Source organism: Pseudoalteromonas sp. NZS71 (assembly GCF_015864715.1).
Classification (GTDB): Bacteria; Pseudomonadota; Gammaproteobacteria; order Enterobacterales; family Alteromonadaceae; genus Pseudoalteromonas; species Pseudoalteromonas arctica.
This window is the reverse complement of sequence record NZ_JADYWS010000024.1, coordinates 24308-45176: the sequence shown is the minus strand read 5'-3', so window position 1 is coordinate 45176 and position 20869 is coordinate 24308. Positions and strand designations below refer to the sequence as shown.

Genomic DNA, 20869 nt, shown 5'->3' with positions numbered 1-20869 from the left:
ACCAGTTAAATCTAAATGAAAATGATTATCATAATTAATTGATCTTAATTTGACTTAGTTGTAACATCCTCGCCATAAATAATAACTATTATCATTTGGAGTTAAAGTGAACCCCTCTACATTTAAATTTACTGCTATAGCAACCTTATTACTCGGATCGGACACTGCATTTGCCGAAAACATAATTGACGATCATATTGTTGTGAGTGGCTCGCGCTTTGAACAAAAGCTTAAAGATGTAACAGGCTCAGTAACGGTTATTACCGAGCAAGATATAGAGCGCCAGCTAGCTGTAGATTTACAAACCATGTTTAAATACGATTCAAGCATTGCAACCACAGGCAGTGGTGCAGGCGCGCAAACACTTACTGTACGTGGTGTTGGTGGTAACCGTGTTGTATTTATAAAAGATGGCCGACGCACCAACGATGGTTATGCAGGCGGAGGGGGCTATTTAGTTGGCCGCAATTACTTTGATGTAGCAGGCGTAAAACAAGTAGAAGTAGCCAAAGGTGCTGCATCGTCTTTATATGGCTCTGACGCACTCGGTGGCATTGTGGTTATAACCACGAAAGATCCAAGCGATTATCTAAAAGATAACAGCAGCTATGTAAAAATGGCACTGGGGTATCAAGGTCAAAGTAACCAAATTGCTGCTGATATTACCGGTGCAAAAGACTTAGGCGACTTTGCAGTAAGCGCAGTTTATAGCCATCGCGACAGCGAAGAAGTACAAAACTACGACGAAAACTTACCCGGTTATGATGCAAAGTCGGACGCTTTATTAGTTAAATTTGAACAACAGCTTGATGAAAAACGCACACTTAAATACACCCTTGATTATTTTAATCAAACGACTGAGCAAGTAATAACCCCCGCGGTTCAAGAAACCGAGGAAGACGACACTAGTTGGTCACTGGCGCTAGATTACCATTCAGAGGTAGCTACAGCTGCGTTTGATAAATGGTACGGGCAAGTGTCTTATAGTAGTTACGAGCAACAAAGTGATGCAATAAGTGCAGCAAGCACCTACACCGATTATAACGACTATCGCTTTGAGCAAAATATTTTAGGTTTAAAAGCGGTATTTAATAAAGGATTTAACGCAGAGAGTGCCGATCACGAAGTGGTATACGGGATTGATATCGATTTATACGACACCACTCGGCCACGTTTAAAAACGCGTGCTTTAGCTGATGGCACCGTTGATTTTACAGACCAAAAACAAAAAGCGTTTCCGGGTGCTGATACCTCTTTAATTGGCGCTTATGTGCAAGACAGTATTTCGTTTAAAAACAGCGCATGGTCGGTTATTGCAGGCGTGCGATATGATTACTACACCCTAGAAGCTAAAAGTGATGAGCTATATGCCGATGCGCAGCTTGATGATATTACCGAATCTGCTTTTTCGCCTAAGCTAGGTGTTATATATCAAGTGGATGATAACTTATCGTGGTATGGGCAATACGTACGAGGCTTTAAAATACCACCACACGACCAAGCCTATCAAAGCCACGGCGTTGAACCGTTTTATCAAATACTACCAAATGCCGATTTAGACCCAGAAAGCAGCGACTCATTTGAGCTTGGGCTTAGGTACGCAAGCAGCGATATTAGCGTAAATTTAAGTGCTTTTTATGCAGCATTCGATGACTTTATTGAAACCGCCGTAGTAGGTGTTGAGCCAACGTACATTCCTAATGTAAACAAAACTCTGTATCAGTATCAAAATATTAGCGAAACACAAATAAGCGGTGTAGAAGCAGGGATTGCCGTGTATGTTGCTGAAAATATTCTGCTTGAGGCAAATGTGGCCTACGTTGATGGTGAAAATAAAGAAACCGATCAGCCACTTACCAGCATTAGCCCGTTAAATGGCTCAATATTGTTAAGTACAGAGCTGGGTAATATTAACTGGACCGCTGCGTTGCGTTTAGCTAAATCGCAATCGGATGTAGTACTTGATGCAAACGATGATAAAACTACGCAAGGGTATGGCTACGGCGTTGTTGATTTATACGCAAACTACGAATGGCAAGCGTGGCAGCTAAATGTAGGTGTACTTAACTTGCTCGATAAAGAATATGTACCTTTTGAGTTGATTGCAGGTCAATCGCAAAGTGCTGATTTTAGCCAATACACCCAACCTGGGCGTAACTTTTCAGCAAGGGTAAGCTATCAGTTTTAATTAGGGCTAAACAAATGGCAATAAACGCTGCATGGGTATGCAGCGTTTGCCTGCCACATATTTACCCAAGTCAAATTACTTAATGGTGAGTATATTCAGGTACACCTCTACATACTTAATGCCCATTAACACTTAATATAAACAGCACTTTTAAAGCCAAAATCGCCGTTATTTATAAATTAATTAATCGCAAAGTCTTGGGTTTCTAAATAGCTGGGGGCGTTTTTAAAACATGCCGTTAGCTTACTTGCAAGCGTTGTATTTATTGCGCTGTCGCACTCTAATTACCCGTTATACTTCCCCCTAGTAAGCGGCACTAAGCTTAACGATTACTTTGTATTTTATGAATTACCAAGCCTTGTTGCTGCGTTAGTTTTACTAATGAAAATGCATTTTTTGTGTTTTATTTGTCGTTTGCTTTTCAACATATAACGGATTTTAAAAGGTTAGTTTGGTAGTAAAACTGCTTTGGGATTAGCGTATTTACCAAATTTTGTTATTGACGATTTAGGGCTTACAAAATAACTGTAAAGGGGGTTAACAGTCACTATAGCAAAGGCATAGCAATGATTTACAAGCCATCAAAAGCAGATGGCTGGCTTAATAAACTCATGCACTCTGTGTAAAGTATTTATCAATTTAAGGTAATACAGAGTATTACTTAACAAAGCTGTGGTTAGCTAATATCGGCCACTACGCATCGGTTACGACCATGCTCTTTAGCATGGTATAGCGCCTTATCGGCACATTTATATACTTGGGCAATATCAGTACTATGCTCAGGCCAGGTTGCAATACCTATAGAAATAGTGATTGTTCCAATGGTGTTTATTTCTGTCGATTCTACTGTTTTACGTAAACGCTCTGCTATTTTATAGGCACTTTGGCTGTTTTCATTTGGTAGCACAAGAACAAATTCTTCACCGCCGATTCTTGATACTATGTCGTCTCTTCTTGATAGTTTTTTAATTATATTGGTTAGCGAAACTAAAGTTTCGTCACCTTTGTCATGCCCAAAAGTATCGTTAACACGTTTAAAAAAGTCGATATCAATTTCTAATATAGCGAACGGGGTTTGCTTTAGCATAAGCTGGTTAAGTAAGCCGTTTAAGCTTCTTCTGTTATGCGTATCTGTTAAGGGATCTGTTTGTGAGTCATGGCGTAACACACCAATTTTAGCTTGTAATAAAGTTACTTCTCTTAACATTGCTAATTTTAGTTTTTGACTTTCAAAATACCACGACTTCACATTTTTAAGCTTTTCTAAGCTTGAAGGATCGTCGAGTGTATTTGCGTTATCGGCTAAGCGCTTTAGCGGCCTTGCTATAAAGTGTGCAAATAAACCAATAAAAATAAATGTGACTAATGCCATAGGTATTGTTTGTTCAATGACTTCAATAGTTAATGTATCTAGCGAAGAGAGCGTTGATTCTAATGGTCTTTGCGCCACTATTCCCCATTTAGATAAAGTAATGGGTGCGTAGCCTGCGAGCATCGGCTTATTTAAGCTATTAATAACCGTTGAGGTGCCTATTTCGCCATCTATAACAGCGTCAATCACAGCATTGTTAGCAATAACGTTGCCGATTCTGGCAGGTTCTGGGTGATATAAAATGCGCTTATTTGAGCTAACAACATAAAGGTACGAACCACCTTTGTAGTAATGTTGTTCTAAAAGCTCATTTAAAATATTTTTCTCTTTTAAATAAAGAGAGCCCCCAATATAACCTAAATACTTATCTTCAGAATCAAATAGCGGGTGCGATATAAAAACAATTAAATTATCAGCTGCCGATAAATAAGGCTCACTAATTAATGGGCGTTTTTCTTTTAGTGCTTCTATTGCTCCTGGAGACTGTATTTTTTGGCCTATTAAACTTTCAAAGTGAGGCGACGTCGCTGCAACTACGCCATGTAAATTAATCACAACAGAGTTAAAGCTATCCGTTTGATGATTTAAACGAATGGCTTCATCGTTTAATAATTTGGAGTTATTTGGTGATTGCTCAATAATTTTAGCTGAGTATTCAAGCTGCTGAAGCGCAGACTTTAAAAAGTTATCAGTTGCGGAGGCTAATTTTTGTGCATAGGCTAAATTACTTTTTAGCGTATATGATGTTAACTGCTCTTTTTGAACCTGATAGGTAGAATAAAAACTCCCTACCAATGTGCTCAGTGCTGCAGAGAATGCGAGTAGCAATATAAGAAATCTTAAATTTAAAGCGGGTAGTAATTTATATAGCAAAGCTGCATTCCAAAGCACTCAAATTCAGCGCGTATTATACGAAGTTAGGTATTATACCCGTTTAAGTGTTTTTAATTAAGTTGGTTTGTTCAATTTAGCGACTATGCGTTAGGGTATGGCGTGATAAATAATATATTCCAGCATTGCCATTTTTTATCCTTTAATCAGTAAAACTCTAGCCAACTAAGTGAACGCCCCGAGGTTATTTATTAAGCTTTAAGATATAAGTTGTTGATGTCGTATAAAAAGGCAATATGACTAATAGATAAGTCAAAGTGTATGGCCATGAAAAAGTTAATATGAGGTCAGGACTAAAAACATCACACTAAGTTTATAAAAAAGGCCAGAAGCAAAAGCTACTGGCCTTTCATTAAAGCCGTCATGTGTTTAGAGACGACGGGATGTTATTTAAACTTATTTACTAACGTTTTTACGACGTCTATTAAACCATACTAATGGAGTAAGTAATAAAGCTATAAAGCCAAAACTACCACCACCGCTAGATTTTGCTTCTGTTACAGGCACTGTTGCTACCGCTTCATTTTTTACCATTACAGTACTTTGTTGAGTCACAGTTGTTACACCATCACTTACGGCAACTTCAAAAACAAGCTCTTCATCTGCAGTAATAGCTGCAGGTGTGAAGCTCAAAGTTGCTGTATCAGTACCAGTGAGCGTAGCATCACTACCGCTAACCTGAGTCCAAGCATAAGTTAGTGTTTGACCATTGCGATCTGACGCTGTTGCTGTAATTGTTCCTGTAGCAGATTCAGTGATTTCCGCTGAAGCGCTTTCGACTAAAACAAGTGGAGCTGCGTTATCACATGCTAGTGAATCACCCGCTACAAGTTCTGAAAATACAGGAGATAAAACGTTAGACATAGTTAGGTTATCAATCCACCAACCTAAATCACTTACTGCGCCATCTGATGAAATTCTAAAACGTACTTTTACTAAGTTGCCGTTTAGAGCATCACCAAAGTTGATAGTTTCATAATTACCATACGCGCCACTATCTTGTACGTTATTACCTGTGTATGTTTCACGTTCTTGAAGCTCTTGAGAATCGTTTTCGATTAGAATAGCGTCATAGCCAACATCAAATGTGCCGCCAATTTCAGTAGCATCAACCCAGTCACCACCATTAACACTAACTTCTACAACACCACCATCCCAGTTTTCCTCGATACTATAGAAATGCCAGAATGAAATTTCAAAGTCGCCAGAGTAACCGACTTCGAATGACTTGCTCTCTACTGCTACATCCGATTGGAAGCCATTATTTACAAGGCGCATTGCTTGTGTGCCTAGCCCAAAGCCACCTTGTTCAAAGAATGCAATATTACTACTATTATCCATTACTTGAGTGCCAGCAGCTAAATCACCACCAAACATTACGTTTTCTTTTAAATCTAATAGTGATGAACTTGCTACTTCCATATCATCTGAAACTGCAGCTCCAACAGGCGTTTCTGATTTAAAGCCCATATTTACTTCAAACGTAAGTGTTTGATCAAGCGCTTCAACGATATCATCATCCGTTTCAATTTCAGGGAATGTGACTTCAATTTCTAGTGTTTCAGCTGTACCCGCTTCGTTCAAAGTAACTTTAATATCGTTACTAGTTATTGCTTCGTACGGTTGAACTTCACCAAAAGTAAGTAGCCCATCATTTTCAAATGTTACATCATGATCGCTTATAACTGTCAGTTGTGCTGTTGTACCACTAAGTACTTCACTACCACGGTTAGTAATTGTTACGCTAACCGTACTCGTTTCGCCTTTATCTAAAATATTGTCGTTAGTACAAAAACCAAGCTCTGTACCATTGTACATGTTGTTTAAGTCAGCACTTGCAAAAGCATAGCTAGAAAGCTGTGTTTTATCTGATTCAACTACACCAGTAAGGTCTTCACTGAAACGATCTGGCGATACTGCGCCAAGACCCATACCACGTTTAGCAAATGCGCCTACCATTAACTTGTAATCAGCAGGGTCTACTGCATAGGCAGCAGCTAAAATAGCATCACGTGCTTCAGTGTAGGTTGGTGCTATAGGTGTTAATTTGTAACCTGCAACTAAGTAATCTGCCATTCGAGTTTGTGCTTCATTAAAGCCATGCTCGTTAATAAGCGTTACGTAGTTTTCCCATAATACAGTTGCCCAAATTTCGCCGGCAGCATGAGGAGAAGCCACGCTTGTTGGTGAAATACCAATATCAGCACCAGCATTTTCAGTAATATGTCGGAACGATAATGCATTTACATCTGTATCAGTTGAATAAGGAAGACGACGAATACCGAAGTAGAAGTCTTCTACAAATGTGCCGCTACCATATGCTTTTTGGAACTTATCGTTACCTGTGATATTTATATCGCTTTCTTTAGCGATAAACATTAATGAGTGGAAATCGCCCCAGCCTTCGCCCATTGCGCGGCCTTGGAAGTTAATAAGGCCTGATGAATTACCGACTAAGCGGTTACTAATGTAGTGACCCCATTCATGAGCAATAATACCATTATCAAACGTACCATCTTTTAATGTTGCTTTGGTAAACATGTTTACAGTAACAACTTCACGAGCATCAATTAGGTCATACATTGCATGACCATCAGCGTAATTTAAACCCATATTTGGAATAGTTACAGTATCGTCTTCACCGCCCATTGGTGCCGGTTCTGCCGTATCTGGGTCATTATTAACAACGATAGTTGCTATTGCACCTGCATCTTGTGCATTTTTTACTTTAATTGTAAATGAGCATGAGCCACGGTCTACAATTGCAATTTTACCCGCTAGTTCAGCTGCATTTATAGCAGGCTCACAACCATCATTCACACTTGTTGAATCTACTGTATTTCCATCATCTAAACGAACAACTTCTGCAGCCACATCACTGAATTGGTATTTACCAAAGCCAGATTCTTTTGTTGAAGCTAAAAGGCCTAAAGAGTCATGTGAAGTTACTGTAATACCAAAATCTACACCAACAACGGCATCTTTACTGTTGTACAAGTACATTTGCATACGTGGGCTAGCACCATCAGCTGGCGTAGACATATTTGCGTTATTACGACCTGAGTTATCTTGAGCCTGTGCTTCAATCGGGTCACCTTCTACGCCGCCACGACCAAAGTTAGATACTTGAGCTACATTTGACGTTTCATCAAAACCATGATCATAGAAAAAATCATGTAAAAAGTTATTCATATAAAACAAGTTAACAATAGCCGCTTTACGGTTTGCGTAGCTATTTGCAACTTCATCTACTTTATAAGGGTAGTCAAATGTGAAGTCTGCTGTTGTTTCAGCGGTAAAGTCACCTTCACTAAAGTCTTGAGGTGCAACCACATCTGCGTAAGCAAATACGTTATTACCTGATGTTGTCGTTGCATCATCAGCTAACCATGGGTCCATTGTGCTTAGTTTACTGTAGTAAGATAGAGATACCATTGGCGCGTCTAAAATCTCAGTCTCGTCTACTTGCCCTGGGCCATCTGCAGGAATTACGTCACCGTGCGGGCTTTCCATTGGGTAGCCATCTTGGTTAGCGTAAACACGGTAATTAAAGTCAGCTGCATGAGATTTCAAATCTTTCGCAAAATATACTTTGCTGTTATTCGAATCTACTACATAACTAAAGTAGTCACTTTCTAAAGAGCCAACTTCTGCTACTTCTACTTCAATGTAGTAAGCAGATTTAAGCTCACCTGCAACTTCAAAAAACACTTCTTTTGCACGTGGTGTACCTAAAACAATCTTAGAGTCATCTAATGATTTAGCCTCATATTTTGCATATCCACCTTCATTACCAATTTTACGAAGTGAGACATTAATATTTGCTAATTCACTAAATGCTTTTTTTATACTTTGCTCAGAGCTTACAAAACCCGTTAATGCAGCAAGTTTATTTTTAGATGACGACGTATCAGCAAAATAACCCGAGCTTGCTACTAGGTTGTACTCTTTATCCATTAACAAGTTGTATTCGCGGTTAAAAACTTCTACACCGTTTACTTGTTGTTTATATTTAGCACTAATAGAACCACGTTTTTGCTCTGATAAATCAACCATAACAGCAGAAGATGCTGTTGCTTTACGGTTACTAATACCTGTTAAAGTTTCAATATAAAAGTCAGCAGCATATTGATTACGGTTATCAGCTGCGATTAAAGCCATGTCAGGCTTACGCTGACCTATTGCTTGCCATAAAAATGTTGCTTTACCCATTTGTGCATCGTAAATAGATTTTTGACCCGATACAGTGGCGCGTTCGGCTAAGGTTCTCTGCTGAACAGCAGCTAAAGAAGTACCCTGAGTAACTGCATTTGTAGCACTTACATCATAAAATCGAGTTTGTTCAGCGGCCGTTAGCTCACCTGCTGCTAATGTTGATGCTACAACTATGGCAATAGTTGTTAATTTAAATTGAGACATGTATCCACCTGTTTGTATTTATTATATTAAAACACTTAATGTTTTTTAATTGATTATTTTATGTAAACGCATAGTTAAGTTGTTAATATACATACTTGAATGAAGCTGAATAGCTTTAAATTTAGAGAAAAGTAAACAAAGGTAAACGAATGCAAAAAATAATTTTTACAAGCTCAGTGCCAATAATTGCAGCTTTATTACTATCTGCATGTAATAACAGTGAAAAAACAGAGGTTAACAACTCTCAGACGCTACCTAAAACAGCAGAAATCATTATAAAAGAACCATCTAAGAACCAGAAAACTGACACTATTTTTCCTAAAAAAGAAAGCAGTCAAAGTATTATGAAAAAAGCATCTAAAAGCATAAATTCATCTGGTGATAAGCTTATTTTTAACTCTGAGCAGTTATTTAAAGGCGACGTTATTTATAATCAGAACTTAAAGCAAAAAGGTGTAGTAACAGGTACTCTTACCATTACATTAAATACCGATTCTTTGCCTGATGAGTTAAAAAATAATTATGAGTTAGTCAAGTCGACAGCTCACAATTACACATTACTTGTTGAAAAGGATGTTGATATTGCAGGATTATCTAAAGCTCTAAACAATTACAGCTCAGTGAGCAATGTAGAAGTTGCAATTGATTACTCACCTATCGAAACACACTTTTAATCAGTAACAATGCACTTATCACTACCATATTATTAACATGGTAAAGTGCTTTGTCAGCACATTTGTAAACTTGGTCTATTTCGTTACTACGCTCAGACCAAGTTGCAATGCCAATAGGAATTATTATAAATTCAATAGTTTACGTATTTATAGACTCAACGGTTTGACGTAATCGCTCTGCTATGTTTGCGCGCACTTTGCTGTTATTAGGTAAAAAATACAAACTCTTCTCTACCTAAACGCGCCACAATATTGTCTTTTCAAGATGATTTTTAGTTGAATAGGCAGGTTATTGCATTGCTGATTCTAAAGAGTATAAGTTGTTGATGCTAGTTTATTAGCGTAGGCATAGTTATTTTTAGTGTACGTTTTTAACTGCTCCTTTTGTGCTTGGTAGGTAGAATAAAAGCGACTTACTAAAGTACTAATAAAGGCTGTAATCGTTAAATGAAAAATAAGAAATCGAAGATTAAGGCTATTAATAATTCATTTCGAAAATGAATGCCATCCTAAGTATTAGGCATTCAATACTTGCACCTATAATTGAGCATAAAGCCTGCAATTACACCCTATTAAAAATTTATTACCTAATATCAATAAAGCCAGAAAAAATATAACTTTTCACTAAGTTCAAAGCTATAATTTTTCTTCAATTTTTACAATACGTTAATGGTTTTTGTAAAGAAAACCTTCTTTTGCAGTTACTTTAAAAAGTAGTTAAGCTGCATACATTTATCTACTTTTTAGCCTTGGAGTGTGTTTTGCTAAATAAGTGTATTGTACCGTCTATCGTTTTTTTATCTGGGTGTTTAATGCCATTACAATCCTCGTTTGCTAAACCCGTGCTTTCTCTTGAACAACAACTTGGGCAAAAGTTAATACTCGACTTTCGCTACTTTTGCCAGCAAGGAGCAAGTAATAAATGCCGAACTCCAATGACCGAGTTACCTAATGAGCTTGCTACCGTTATTGCTAAATACGATATTGGTGGAGTTATTTTATTTTCTGAAAATACCCAATCGATAGAGCAAACAATTACGCTTAATAGCCAATTGCAAACAGCTGCAAGTAAATCCAGTAGTAAGCTGCCGCTATTTATATCGATAGATCAAGAAGGCGGACGTGTAGCGCGTTTACCACGCGATGTTGCCACCTCATTTACCGGTAATATGTCGATTGGCGCAACCTACAAAAAACACGGTACGAGCTTTGCGACAAAAACAGCAACTGTTATAGCTAAAGAGCTAAATTCGCTGGGTATAAATGTAAACTACGCGCCTACGGTTGATGTAAACATGAACCCCGATAACCCTGTTATTAACGTACGCTCGTTTGGTGAAAACCCTGCATTAGTGAGTAAATTAGGCGCCGCACAGGTTGCAGGATTTGAGAACAACGGCGTTATTACCTCGTTAAAGCACTTCCCGGGCCACGGCGATACAAACGTAGATAGCCATACAGGTTTGCCTAAAGTAAACCATGCAAAAGAAGTTATTTACGAGCAAGACCTAGCACCTTTTAAACACATTATCGCCAAGCAAAACCCAGGCATGATAATGACGGCGCATATTCAATACCCTGCCCTCGATAGTACGACGTTTGTAAGTGTTAATGGCAAAACGATGATAAAACCGGCAACAATGTCGCGCGCAATCATTACTGATATTTTACGTGGTGAGCTTAATTACCAAGGTGTTGTAGTAACTGATGCGCTTGATATGGCTGGCATTAGTAACTTTTTCACACCAACTCAAGCGGTAATAAATACGTTTGCGGCTGGGGCTGACATTGCCCTAATGCCCGTTGAAATTAGAACACCGGATGATTTAAACAAGCTCGATGACCTTATTAAAGAGCTTGTTGCAGCGGTTAAATCAAACCAACTTGATGAGCAAGAAATAGCACAATCTGCGATGCGTATAATTACGCTTAAAAATAAATTTAGATTAAGCACTAATTTTGACCCTATTACCGCGCTCATAAATGCAAAGCAAACAATCGGCAGTGCAGCACATCGCGAAATAGAAGCGCAGCTTGCTGTAGAGGCAATAACGCAGGTTAAAAATAATAACAGTACTTTGCCGCTTAATTTAAAAGCAGGAAGTAATGTTCATATTATTATGCCCGACACGCGTAAATGTATGGCAATGCAGCAAGCGATTGAAGCTATCAGCCAGCAAAAACTAAACTATAGCTGTAGCAGCCTACAAGGGTTTAACCCTGCACAAGCTAAAACACAAATACACGCTGCTGATGTAGTTATAGCCGGCAATGCAACGCCTAATCAAAGTGCGGTAGAAATTGGCGGTATGGATGATTTAAAAGACGATCCTAATTTTGCACTTAATAATGCAGAGCAACCAAAAGCACTTGAGTCATTATTAAATATGGCAAAAGAGGAAAACAAAAGCACTGTTTTTATAAGCCTAAGAGCGCCTTACGACATTGCTAAATTTGGCAATTATGCAAATGCTGTACTTGCATCTTACGCATATAATATTGATGTAGATAAAAACGATATTGTGTCTGGTCCCGCTTTTACCGCACTTGCAAAAGTGTTACTAGGAGAAGCACCGGCTAACGGCGTATTACCTGTCACAATAAAACCGCAAAAGGCGCACTAATATGAAACTCAATTGTGATTTAGGCGAAAGCTTTGGCGCGTGGAAAATGGGGCTAGACGATGACGTTATGCCACATATTGATATGGCTAATATTGCGTGTGGGTTCCATGCAGGTGATGCCGACGTAATGACAAACACTCTTGTACTTGCCAAGCAACATAACGTACAAATTGGTGCTCACCCAAGCTACCCAGATAAGCAAGGCTTTGGTCGGCGCTCAATGGTACTTAGCGAAAAAGAGCTTACAAATTGCCTGCATTATCAAATAGCCGCTATTGAGGGCATGGCAAAAGTACAAGGTTTAACACTTAGCTATGTTAAACCGCATGGCGCACTTTATAACGACATGATGGCTGATGATAAAATATTACAAACCGTTATAAATGCAATTGCCAGGTACCCAATAGATTTGAAACTAATGGTTTTAGCGACTAAAAATGCCAATAAGCACATTCAAATAGCTAAAAGCTCAGGAGTTGATTTAGTACTCGAGGCATTTGCCGACAGACAGTACACCGACGACGGGCATTTAGTGTCACGAACACTTGAGGGTAGCGTTCACAACAAAGCTGCATTACTAAAACAAGTAACTCAGCTTTTATCCGATGGCAGCGTGACAACACGAACTGGAAAAAAACTAACGCTCAACGCCCATAGCTTATGCGTACATGGCGACAACGCTGATGGCATAGCGCTTATAAAAGATATAAAAGCCCTTTGTAACTCAGCTAACTAAACTTTTACACAACCTCAAATAGAAGCTGTAAACCCCCTTTACAGCTTTAACTCATAGAGTTAAATAAGAGCTTCATCGCATCCTACTGTTAATTTAATAATCCCTAACATATAACTACTTAGAAAATTAAAAAAAGTAACAACAGGGATAAAAATGAAAAAGCTTTTAACACTTAGCCTCGTTTTAGGTTGTAGCAATTTAGCCTACGCTGAAACAAATACACTACAACTGCAAGATGTGTTTAATTTAGAATATGCCAATCAAATAGATATAACCGAAGACGGTAAAACTGTTTATTTTGTGCGTAACCGCATGGATATAAAAACCGACCGCAAAGTTGGTAATATTTGGTCTGTTGATTACAAAACTAAACAAATGCAGCCATTAACCTCTGGCGTGCATATGGACTATTCGCCAGTACTCTCTCCTGATGGTCAGCGCCTTGCGTTTATATCAACTCGCGATGGTAGCAGCCAAATATATATTAAATGGCTTAAAACAGGTGCTATGGCAAAAATTAGTAATCTGACTAATAGCCCACGTGCGGTTACATGGAGCCCTGATTCTAGTCAATTAATATTTAGTATGTTTGTTCCAAGCGCTAATTCAGCGCCAGTGAGCTTACCAGGCAAACCAAAAGATGCAACGTGGGCAGAGCCCGCTAAATTCATCGATGATGTTTATTATCGTTCAGATGGTGGCGGTTATACGCAAAAAGGTTTTAGCCAATTATTTTCCATAGACGCTAACGGTGGTAATGCCAAACAACTCACTCATGATGAGTTTGATAACGCGGGCGATGTAAGCTTTAGTAACGATGGTAAGTCGCTTTATTTTTCTGCAAATAGGCACACAAACAACCAGCTAAAACCCACAAACAGTGAAATCTATCAACTCGAGTTAGCCACACAAAATATAACTAAAATTACTGACCGAAACGGACCTGACGAGCAGCCTAAAGTATCGCCCGATGGTCGTTACTTAGCGTACACAGGTTACGATGATAAACGCACTAACTACGAAAACGCTCAGCTTTATATTCGTGATTTAAAAACAGGTAACACAACAAGCTTAACGCCAAATTTTGACCGTAGCGTAGGTCAAATAAAATGGAGTGCAAACTCCAAAGGCATATACTTTAGCTATGCAGATAAAGGTCAAACTGCCCTCGCCTATCAACCACGCAGCGGCAAGCGTAAAATAATAACAACTCAAATTGGCAGTGTTGCCTTTGGTCGCCCTTATTCTGGTGGTGACTTTGATGTAAGCGAAGATGGCGAAGTAGCCTTTACCCTTGCCGATACTCAGCGCCCTGCTGATATAGCAACAATTAAACGCGGTAAAGCGCAGCATTTAACTACCCTTAATGCAGATGCATTGGGCGACAAAGCTTTGGCTAAAGTGGAAGAAATTTGGATTAAATCAAGTCACGATGAGTTACCTATTCAAGGATGGATTGCTTACCCACCAGAATTTGACAGCAGCAAAAAATATCCGCTAATACTAGAAATACATGGCGGTCCAGTAGCTAATTACGGTCCACACTTTAGCGCTGAAATTCAGCTGTTTGCAGCCAAAGGAAATGTCGTTTTATACATGAACCCACGTGGTAGTGATTCATACGGTAAAGAGTTTGCACAAACTATTCATCATAATTATCCAAGTAACGATTTTGATGATTTAATGACTGGCGTTGATGCGCTAATAGCGAAAGGCTTTATTGACGAGTCTAAATTGTTTGTAACCGGTGGCTCTGGCGGTGGTGTATTAACAGCTTGGATTGTAGGTCATACCGATCGCTTTGCTGCGGCTGTAGTTGCTAAGCCTGTTATTAATTGGATCAGCTTTGTACTAACTGCCGATTTTTACCCGTTTTTTGCTGATTACTGGTTTCCGGGTAAACCGTGGGATCACATCGAGCATTACATGAAGCGCTCGCCTATTAGTTATGTTGGAAACGTTAAAACTCCTACTATGTTGCTCACTGGCGAATCTGACTACCGTACACCAATATCAGAAACTGAGCAGTTTTATCAGGCATTAAAACTACAAGGCGTTGATACTGCAATGGTGCGCATTCCTAATGCATCGCATGGTATTACAGCTCGCCCATCAAACTTAATGACTAAAGTAGCTTATATTCAATGGTGGTTTGATAAACACACTAAATAAACTCTGGGTAATAAATTTATAGCTCAAATAAAAGCCACTTCAAATAAGTGGCTTTTGTATTTACCGCCTTAGTATTCAAACTGTAAACCCCCTTTACACTTCTGTGACAGTTAAATATCGGACTTAGTTAAAACTTCAGTTAGTAAAATTTCGGTTTATAGCATTTTTTGTAACTTGAGTTGGTAAAAAATCGGTTTGAGTCACTGTTTATAGCCTATCAGTTAGTAAAATTTTGTTTTATAGCACAGAGAAGTTAGTAAAAAATCGGTTTATAAATTCGCTAAGTTTGCCTATTAAAGCAAAAATCAGTCACTTACCTGCCTTTTAAAGTTGTTGTAAACGCTTTTTACAGAAAATCACCCCAAATATGCCGTTTTATGAAAGGTTAGTTAAACTCTGATCTGTAAATCCACTCAGGTAGTTAAATAGTGATCCAACATGATTTGGCAAGGGCGTGTTGAACTTTGGTGGGTTAATTTGCAGCAGTATGTTTGGTTTTTAGGCAAGGCGGAGCTTATGTAGTGTGGTTATTCCCCATGAATAGGCGATAACGTAGCATAAATACCAAACATGCGCTGCCCTTTGGGTTCTTTCTAGGGGCGATAAACTCTTTGTTGCTCGGTTTTTACTTAGCCCACTAGGTTACAAACCTCGCGCCGCGATTTAATCGCCCCTAGATTGAACAAATTTCAATCCACAAAGATCAAGACGCCCTAGTTAAAGTCTGATCTGTAATTATGCTTCAATGTTCTAACTTTACTTAAAGCAATAAAAAAGGGCCTATTGGCCCTTGAGTAACACTATCTAGTTAGGAATTAAAACTGGTTCATGGTGTTGTCTTCACCACCGGCTTTTAGCGCGTTATCACCAGAGAAGTATTCTTTGTGCGTATCGCCCATGTTAGACCCTGCTAGGTCTTGGTGCTTAACAGAAGCTTGCTCACGGCGAATTTCTTGGCGTTGTACATCACGTACATAAGCCAGCATACCCATATCGCCAAAGTAACCTTCTGATAAAATATCAGTGCTTAGCGCAGCTGTATGGTACGTAGGCAGAGTAATTAAGTGATGGAAAATACCTGCTTCACGTGCGCCATCGCGCTGGAAGTTTTGCACTAGTAAATCGGCTGCTTGCGCAAGTTCTGTTGCATCCATTTCTGGTGCCATAAGGCCTTTATTGTCGCCAAGGCTTGGGTAAGCACTAAGGTCACGGCCTGCTTCTTCCCACTCTTGATACACTTGCTCACGAAACTTAAGCGTCCAGTTAAACGAAGGCGAGTTGTTGTATACCAGTTTTGCATTTGGCACGTGTTCTTTTACACGATTTACCAGTTCTGCAATTTGCTTAACATGAGGTTTTTCTGTTTCAATCCACAGTAAATCAGCGCCCGACTGCAAGCTCGTAATACAATCTAGTACTACGCGGTCTTTTTCAGTGCCTTCGCGAAATTGAAATAAACCATTATCTAGGCGAGTTGGTTTACATAACTGGCCATTAATTTTCATTGCTGTGTCGCCTTCATTTAAGTCATCGACACCGTTAATTGGCGTCGTTTCTAAAAATGCATTGTATTGGCTTGCTAAGTCACCTGGTGTTTGCGACACAGGTACTTTTTGAGTAAGGCTTGCACCTAATGAATCTGTTCGTGCCACAATAATACCGTTATCAATACCAAGTTCTAAAAAGGCGTAACGTACTGCGTTAATCTTTGCTAAAAAGTCTTCGTGTGGAACGGTCACTTTACCCGCTTGGTGACCACATTGTTTGGCGTCAGATACTTGGTTTTCTATTTGAATGGCACACGCACCGGCTTCAATCATTTTTTTAGCCAGTAAGTAAGTTGCTTCTTCGTTACCAAAACCTGCGTCAATATCAGCAATAATTGGCACAACATGAGTTTCAAAGTTGTCTATTTTATCAATAACAGCTTGAACGTCACCGCCATTCGCTTTTGCTGCATCTAGGTCGTTAAACAAGTGGTCTAGTTCACGTGCATCAGCTTGCTTTAAAAATGTGTAAATTTCTTCAATTAATGCAGGTACCGATGTTTTTTCGTGCATGCTTTGATCTGGCAGCGGACCAAATGCAGAGCGAAGTGCTGCAACCATCCAGCCACTTAAGTATACATAGCTGCGTTTAGTTGTTTTTTGATGGCGCTTAATAGCCATCATCATTTGTTGGGCAGTAAAGCCATGCCAACACCCTAAAGATTGGGTGTACAGGCTTGTGTCGGCGTCATATGCAGCCATATCTTCACGCATTACGTCTGCTGTGTATTGCGCAATTTCAATCCCTGTACGAAAACGGTTTTGTAAACGCATACGGCTTGCGTATTCAGGGTTAATAGCTTTCCATGCGCTGCCTTGTGATTGGCAAAGAGTAGAGAGTGTGTCTGTTTCGCGTTGATATGTTGTCATAATAAAATCCTTCGAACGAGTGTGTAAATTATTTTAATGTTGTGAGAGTGGCTAGGAGTGTGTGCTCCGTTTCGCTTGATTCAACATTAGGCTCCTTTTCTAGATTTAGTAAATTTATAGTTGTTATTGTGGCTATACATTTTGTGAATGGCTAAAAAGCACTCAACATTGCCTTTTTGAGTTATTGTTGCCTTAACGCACAAGCACACAACAATATCGCGACCGTTTAAGGAAGGCAATTATGTCCCACACTCTCACACATTCAGGACTCAGCGTAGACACACAACTCGCTGATTTTGTTAAAAATCAATTACTACCAGGCACTCACTTAAGTGAGCATCAATTTTGGCAAAGCTTTGCACATATAGTTCAAACACTTACCCCTACAAATAAGGCACTGCTTGAAAAGCGAGAATTGCTTCAACAGCAAATAGATGACTACCATCTTGCTAATAAAACGTGGGATAGCGTTAAGTACCATGCCTTTTTGCAAGATATTGGCTATTTAGTTAAAGAGCCTACCAACTTTGAAATTGAAACCCAAAATGTAGAACCCGAAGTAGCCCTTACAGCAGGTCCTCAGTTGGTTGTGCCTGTCAGTAACGCACGCTTTGCACTTAATGCCGCTAACGCACGTTGGGGTTCGTTATACGACGCTTTATACGGTACAGATGTGTTAAGCGAAGACGATGGAGCCGAAAAAGGCAATAGCTACAATCCTGTTCGTGGTTTTAAGGTAATGGCCTACGCTCGCCAGTTTTTAGATAAAGCATTGCCGCTCACTAATGGCTCGCATATAGAAAGTACTAATTATTCAGTAGTAGATGGCGCACTTTTAATTACGTTACGTGATAGCTCTCAAACCACATTAGCTGACCCATCTCAGCTTATTGGCTATCAAGGTGAAGCACAAAACCCAACCGTAGTGTTATTAAAAAACAATGATTTACATATAGAGCTACATATCGATCACCACCACATTATTGGCCAAGCAGATAAAGCAGGCTTAAAAGATGTAGTGTTAGAGGCCGCGCTTACAACCATTATGGATTGTGAAGATTCTGTAGCTGCGGTAGATGCAGAAGATAAAGTACAAGTTTATAAAAATTGGCTTGGTTTGATGCAAGGTAACCTAGTTGAATCGTTTAAAAAAGGCGATAAAACTGTAGAGCGTACTCTGCAAAGTGATAAAACATACACCGCACTCGATGGCGGCACCGTTACTTTAAAAGGCCGTAGCATGATGTTTGTTAGAAACGTTGGCCATTTAATGACGAACCCTGCTATTACCGATGTGTACAATCAACCGGTATTTGAAGGCATTATGGACGCCATGTTTACTGCAACTGCGGCATTGCATGACCTAAATAAAAAAACAGGTATAAAAAACTCAAGCGCGCAAAGTATTAATATAGTAAAACCAAAAATGCATGGCCCTGAAGAGGTGGCGTTTACTAACACTTTATTTAGCTTAGTAGAGGAAGCGCTAAGCTTACCTAAAAACACGCTTAAAATGGGTATTATGGATGAAGAACGCCGTACTTCTGTAAACCTAAGAGCCTGTATTTATGCAGCTAAAGAGCGTGTTGTATTTATAAATACTGGATTTTTAGACCGCACAGGCGATGAAATTCATACCTCTATGCAAGCGGGTGTTGTGCTTCCAAAAGCACAGATTAAGCAGCAACCATGGATACAAGCTTATGAGGATCGCAACGTCGATATTGGCCTTGCTTGTGGCTTAAGTCATAAAGCACAAATAGGTAAAGGCATGTGGCCAATGCCAGATAAAATGGCATTAATGATGGAGCAAAAACAAGCTCACCCTAAATCAGGCGCTAATACAGCATGGGTGCCCTCCCCTACAGCCGCTACCCTGCACGCAATGCATTATCACGATATAAACGTATTTACCGAGCAGCAAAGTATAGCTAAGCGAACTATTGCGAGCCTTAATGACCTGCTTACACCGCCGCTAATGACAGACCCTAAAAGGCTTTCAAAAGAAGATATTCAAAGCGAGCTTGAAAACAACGCACAAGGCATTTTAGGTTACGTTGTACGTTGGATTGATCAAGGCGTTGGCTGCTCAAAAGTACCCGACATTAACCATATCGGGCTAATGGAAGACAGAGCAACACTGCGTATTTCAAGCCAGCATATGGCTAATTGGTTGCTAAATGGCGTGTGCTCACAAGCGCAAATAAAATCAACAATGGCTAAAATGGCCAAAGTAGTCGATGGTCAAAACGAGCACGACACTGCGTATACACCCATGGCAATAAACGAAGAAACCCTTAATAACAGCATTGCGTTTCAAGCTGCACTTGCACTGGTTTTGGAGGGGGTAACACAACCTAGTGGTTACACTGAACCACTGCTACATAGCTACCGTATAAAATATAAAGCACAAAAAACGAATACGCTTTAACCGCTTAAGCAAAGTTCAGATTAAGTGCTAAACCAGCTTTTAAGCTGGTTTTTTATCGCCTAAAATTAGAATAACATCACTTTTAAGGCATTTTAAAGGTATATAGATAATACACATGAATATCTAACATTTATTCAAACGTAAAAAAGCGTGTTTTGCATACACAAAACACGCTTTTTAAAGCTTTAGCTAATTAAATCTAATTTTTTACAATGGCATTGTGATAAATATTTTGTACATCGTCACAATCTTCAAGCATATTTATAAACTTATCAAAGTTAGCAATAACTTCTTCGTCTTCAATTTCAATATTAACTTGAGGAATAAACGTAATTTCGTCTACTTCAAAGTTAATGCCTTCAAATGCGTTTTCAAGGGCTGTTTTAGCTTTAAAGTATTCTGTTGGTGGTGCAAATACCGATATTTTACCGTCCTCGGCTTCAACATCGCTAACATCAACATCAGCCATCATTAATGCTTCTAATACTATTTCGTCGTCATCGCCTGCAAAGCCAAGTACCGCATAATGATCAAACATATGTGCTACGCAGCCAGGAGTACCAATTTTTGAGTCTGTTTTAGTAAACGGTAAGCGTACATCTTTGATAGTACGGTTCGGATTGTCAGTTAAACAGTCAACTATAACCATGCAATTACCAGGACCATAGCCTTCGTAACGGGCAACAGAGTAATCTTCCCCTGCGCCACCGGCTGCTTTTTCAATTGCTTTATCGATAACGTGTGCGGGTACTTGGTCTTTTTTAGCTTTTTCGATTAGCCGGCGTAGTGTTTGATTTACTTCGGGATCGGGATCGCCACTTTTTGCTGCAACGTAAATCTCTTTACCATACTTTGAGTTTACTTTTGTTTTTGCATTGGCTGTTTTGATCATAGAACTTTGACGAACTACAAATGCTCTGCCCATTTTGTGCCCCTAATGAATAC

General features: G+C 39.3%; 10 protein-coding genes. 6 read left to right on the top strand and 4 right to left on the bottom strand.

Going from position 1 to position 20869, the window contains the following annotated elements; all coding sequences use genetic code 11:
- The first annotated feature begins 106 nt into the window (after window positions 1-106).
- Window positions 107-2188 (top strand): TonB-dependent hemoglobin/transferrin/lactoferrin family receptor, encoded by a 2082-nt coding sequence (locus tag I6E85_RS15475; RefSeq protein ID WP_024591572.1) that lies wholly within the window; start codon window positions 107-109, stop codon window positions 2186-2188.
- 676 nt (window positions 2189-2864) lie between these two features.
- Here the strand turns inward: I6E85_RS15475 and I6E85_RS15470 are convergent.
- Complete coding sequence (locus I6E85_RS15470; RefSeq protein ID WP_197237117.1) at window positions 2865-4388, bottom strand: sensor domain-containing diguanylate cyclase; 1524 nt, start codon at window positions 4386-4388, stop codon at window positions 2865-2867.
- Window positions 4389-4847: 459 nt separating this feature from the next.
- Window positions 4848-8870 carry a rhombosortase-dependent M36 family metallopeptidase gene (locus tag I6E85_RS15465; protein ID WP_197237116.1) on the bottom strand — a complete coding sequence of 1341 codons (4023 nt, stop codon included), beginning with the start codon at window positions 8868-8870 and terminating at the stop codon, window positions 4848-4850.
- 149 nt (window positions 8871-9019) lie between these two features.
- Between I6E85_RS15465 and I6E85_RS15460 the strand changes: the two genes are divergently transcribed.
- The 4 genes from I6E85_RS15460 (at window position 9020) to I6E85_RS15445 (ending at window position 15076) form a co-directional block, all read left to right on the top strand.
- Window positions 9020-9544: a hypothetical protein gene (locus I6E85_RS15460; protein WP_197237115.1), complete on the top strand. Its 525-nt coding sequence runs from the start codon at window positions 9020-9022 to the stop codon at window positions 9542-9544.
- Window positions 9545-10356: 812 nt separating this feature from the next.
- On the top strand, window positions 10357-12168 hold the full coding sequence (locus I6E85_RS15455; protein WP_197237114.1) for a glycoside hydrolase family 3 protein: 1812 nt from the start codon (window positions 10357-10359) through the stop codon (window positions 12166-12168).
- Window position 12169: 1 nt separating this feature from the next.
- Window positions 12170-12904: a 5-oxoprolinase subunit PxpA gene (locus tag I6E85_RS15450; RefSeq protein ID WP_165721985.1), complete on the top strand. Its 735-nt coding sequence runs from the start codon at window positions 12170-12172 to the stop codon at window positions 12902-12904.
- Between the two features lie 153 nt (window positions 12905-13057).
- On the top strand, window positions 13058-15076 hold the full coding sequence (locus I6E85_RS15445) for a S9 family peptidase (protein ID WP_197237113.1): 2019 nt from the start codon (window positions 13058-13060) through the stop codon (window positions 15074-15076).
- 815 nt (window positions 15077-15891) lie between these two features.
- Here the strand turns inward: I6E85_RS15445 and I6E85_RS15440 are convergent.
- Complete coding sequence (locus tag I6E85_RS15440) at window positions 15892-17493, bottom strand: isocitrate lyase (RefSeq protein WP_007583624.1); 1602 nt, start codon at window positions 17491-17493, stop codon at window positions 15892-15894.
- Window positions 17494-17734: 241 nt separating this feature from the next.
- Between I6E85_RS15440 and I6E85_RS15435 the strand changes: the two genes are divergently transcribed.
- Complete coding sequence (locus tag I6E85_RS15435) at window positions 17735-19924, top strand: malate synthase G (protein WP_197237112.1); 2190 nt, start codon at window positions 17735-17737, stop codon at window positions 19922-19924.
- A 199-nt stretch (window positions 19925-20123) separates the two neighbouring features.
- Here I6E85_RS15435 and I6E85_RS15430 read toward each other — a convergent pair whose 3' ends face one another.
- On the bottom strand, window positions 20124-20849 hold the full coding sequence (locus tag I6E85_RS15430) for a YebC/PmpR family DNA-binding transcriptional regulator (protein ID WP_101216042.1): 726 nt from the start codon (window positions 20847-20849) through the stop codon (window positions 20124-20126).
- Window positions 20850-20869 lie beyond the last annotated feature (20 nt).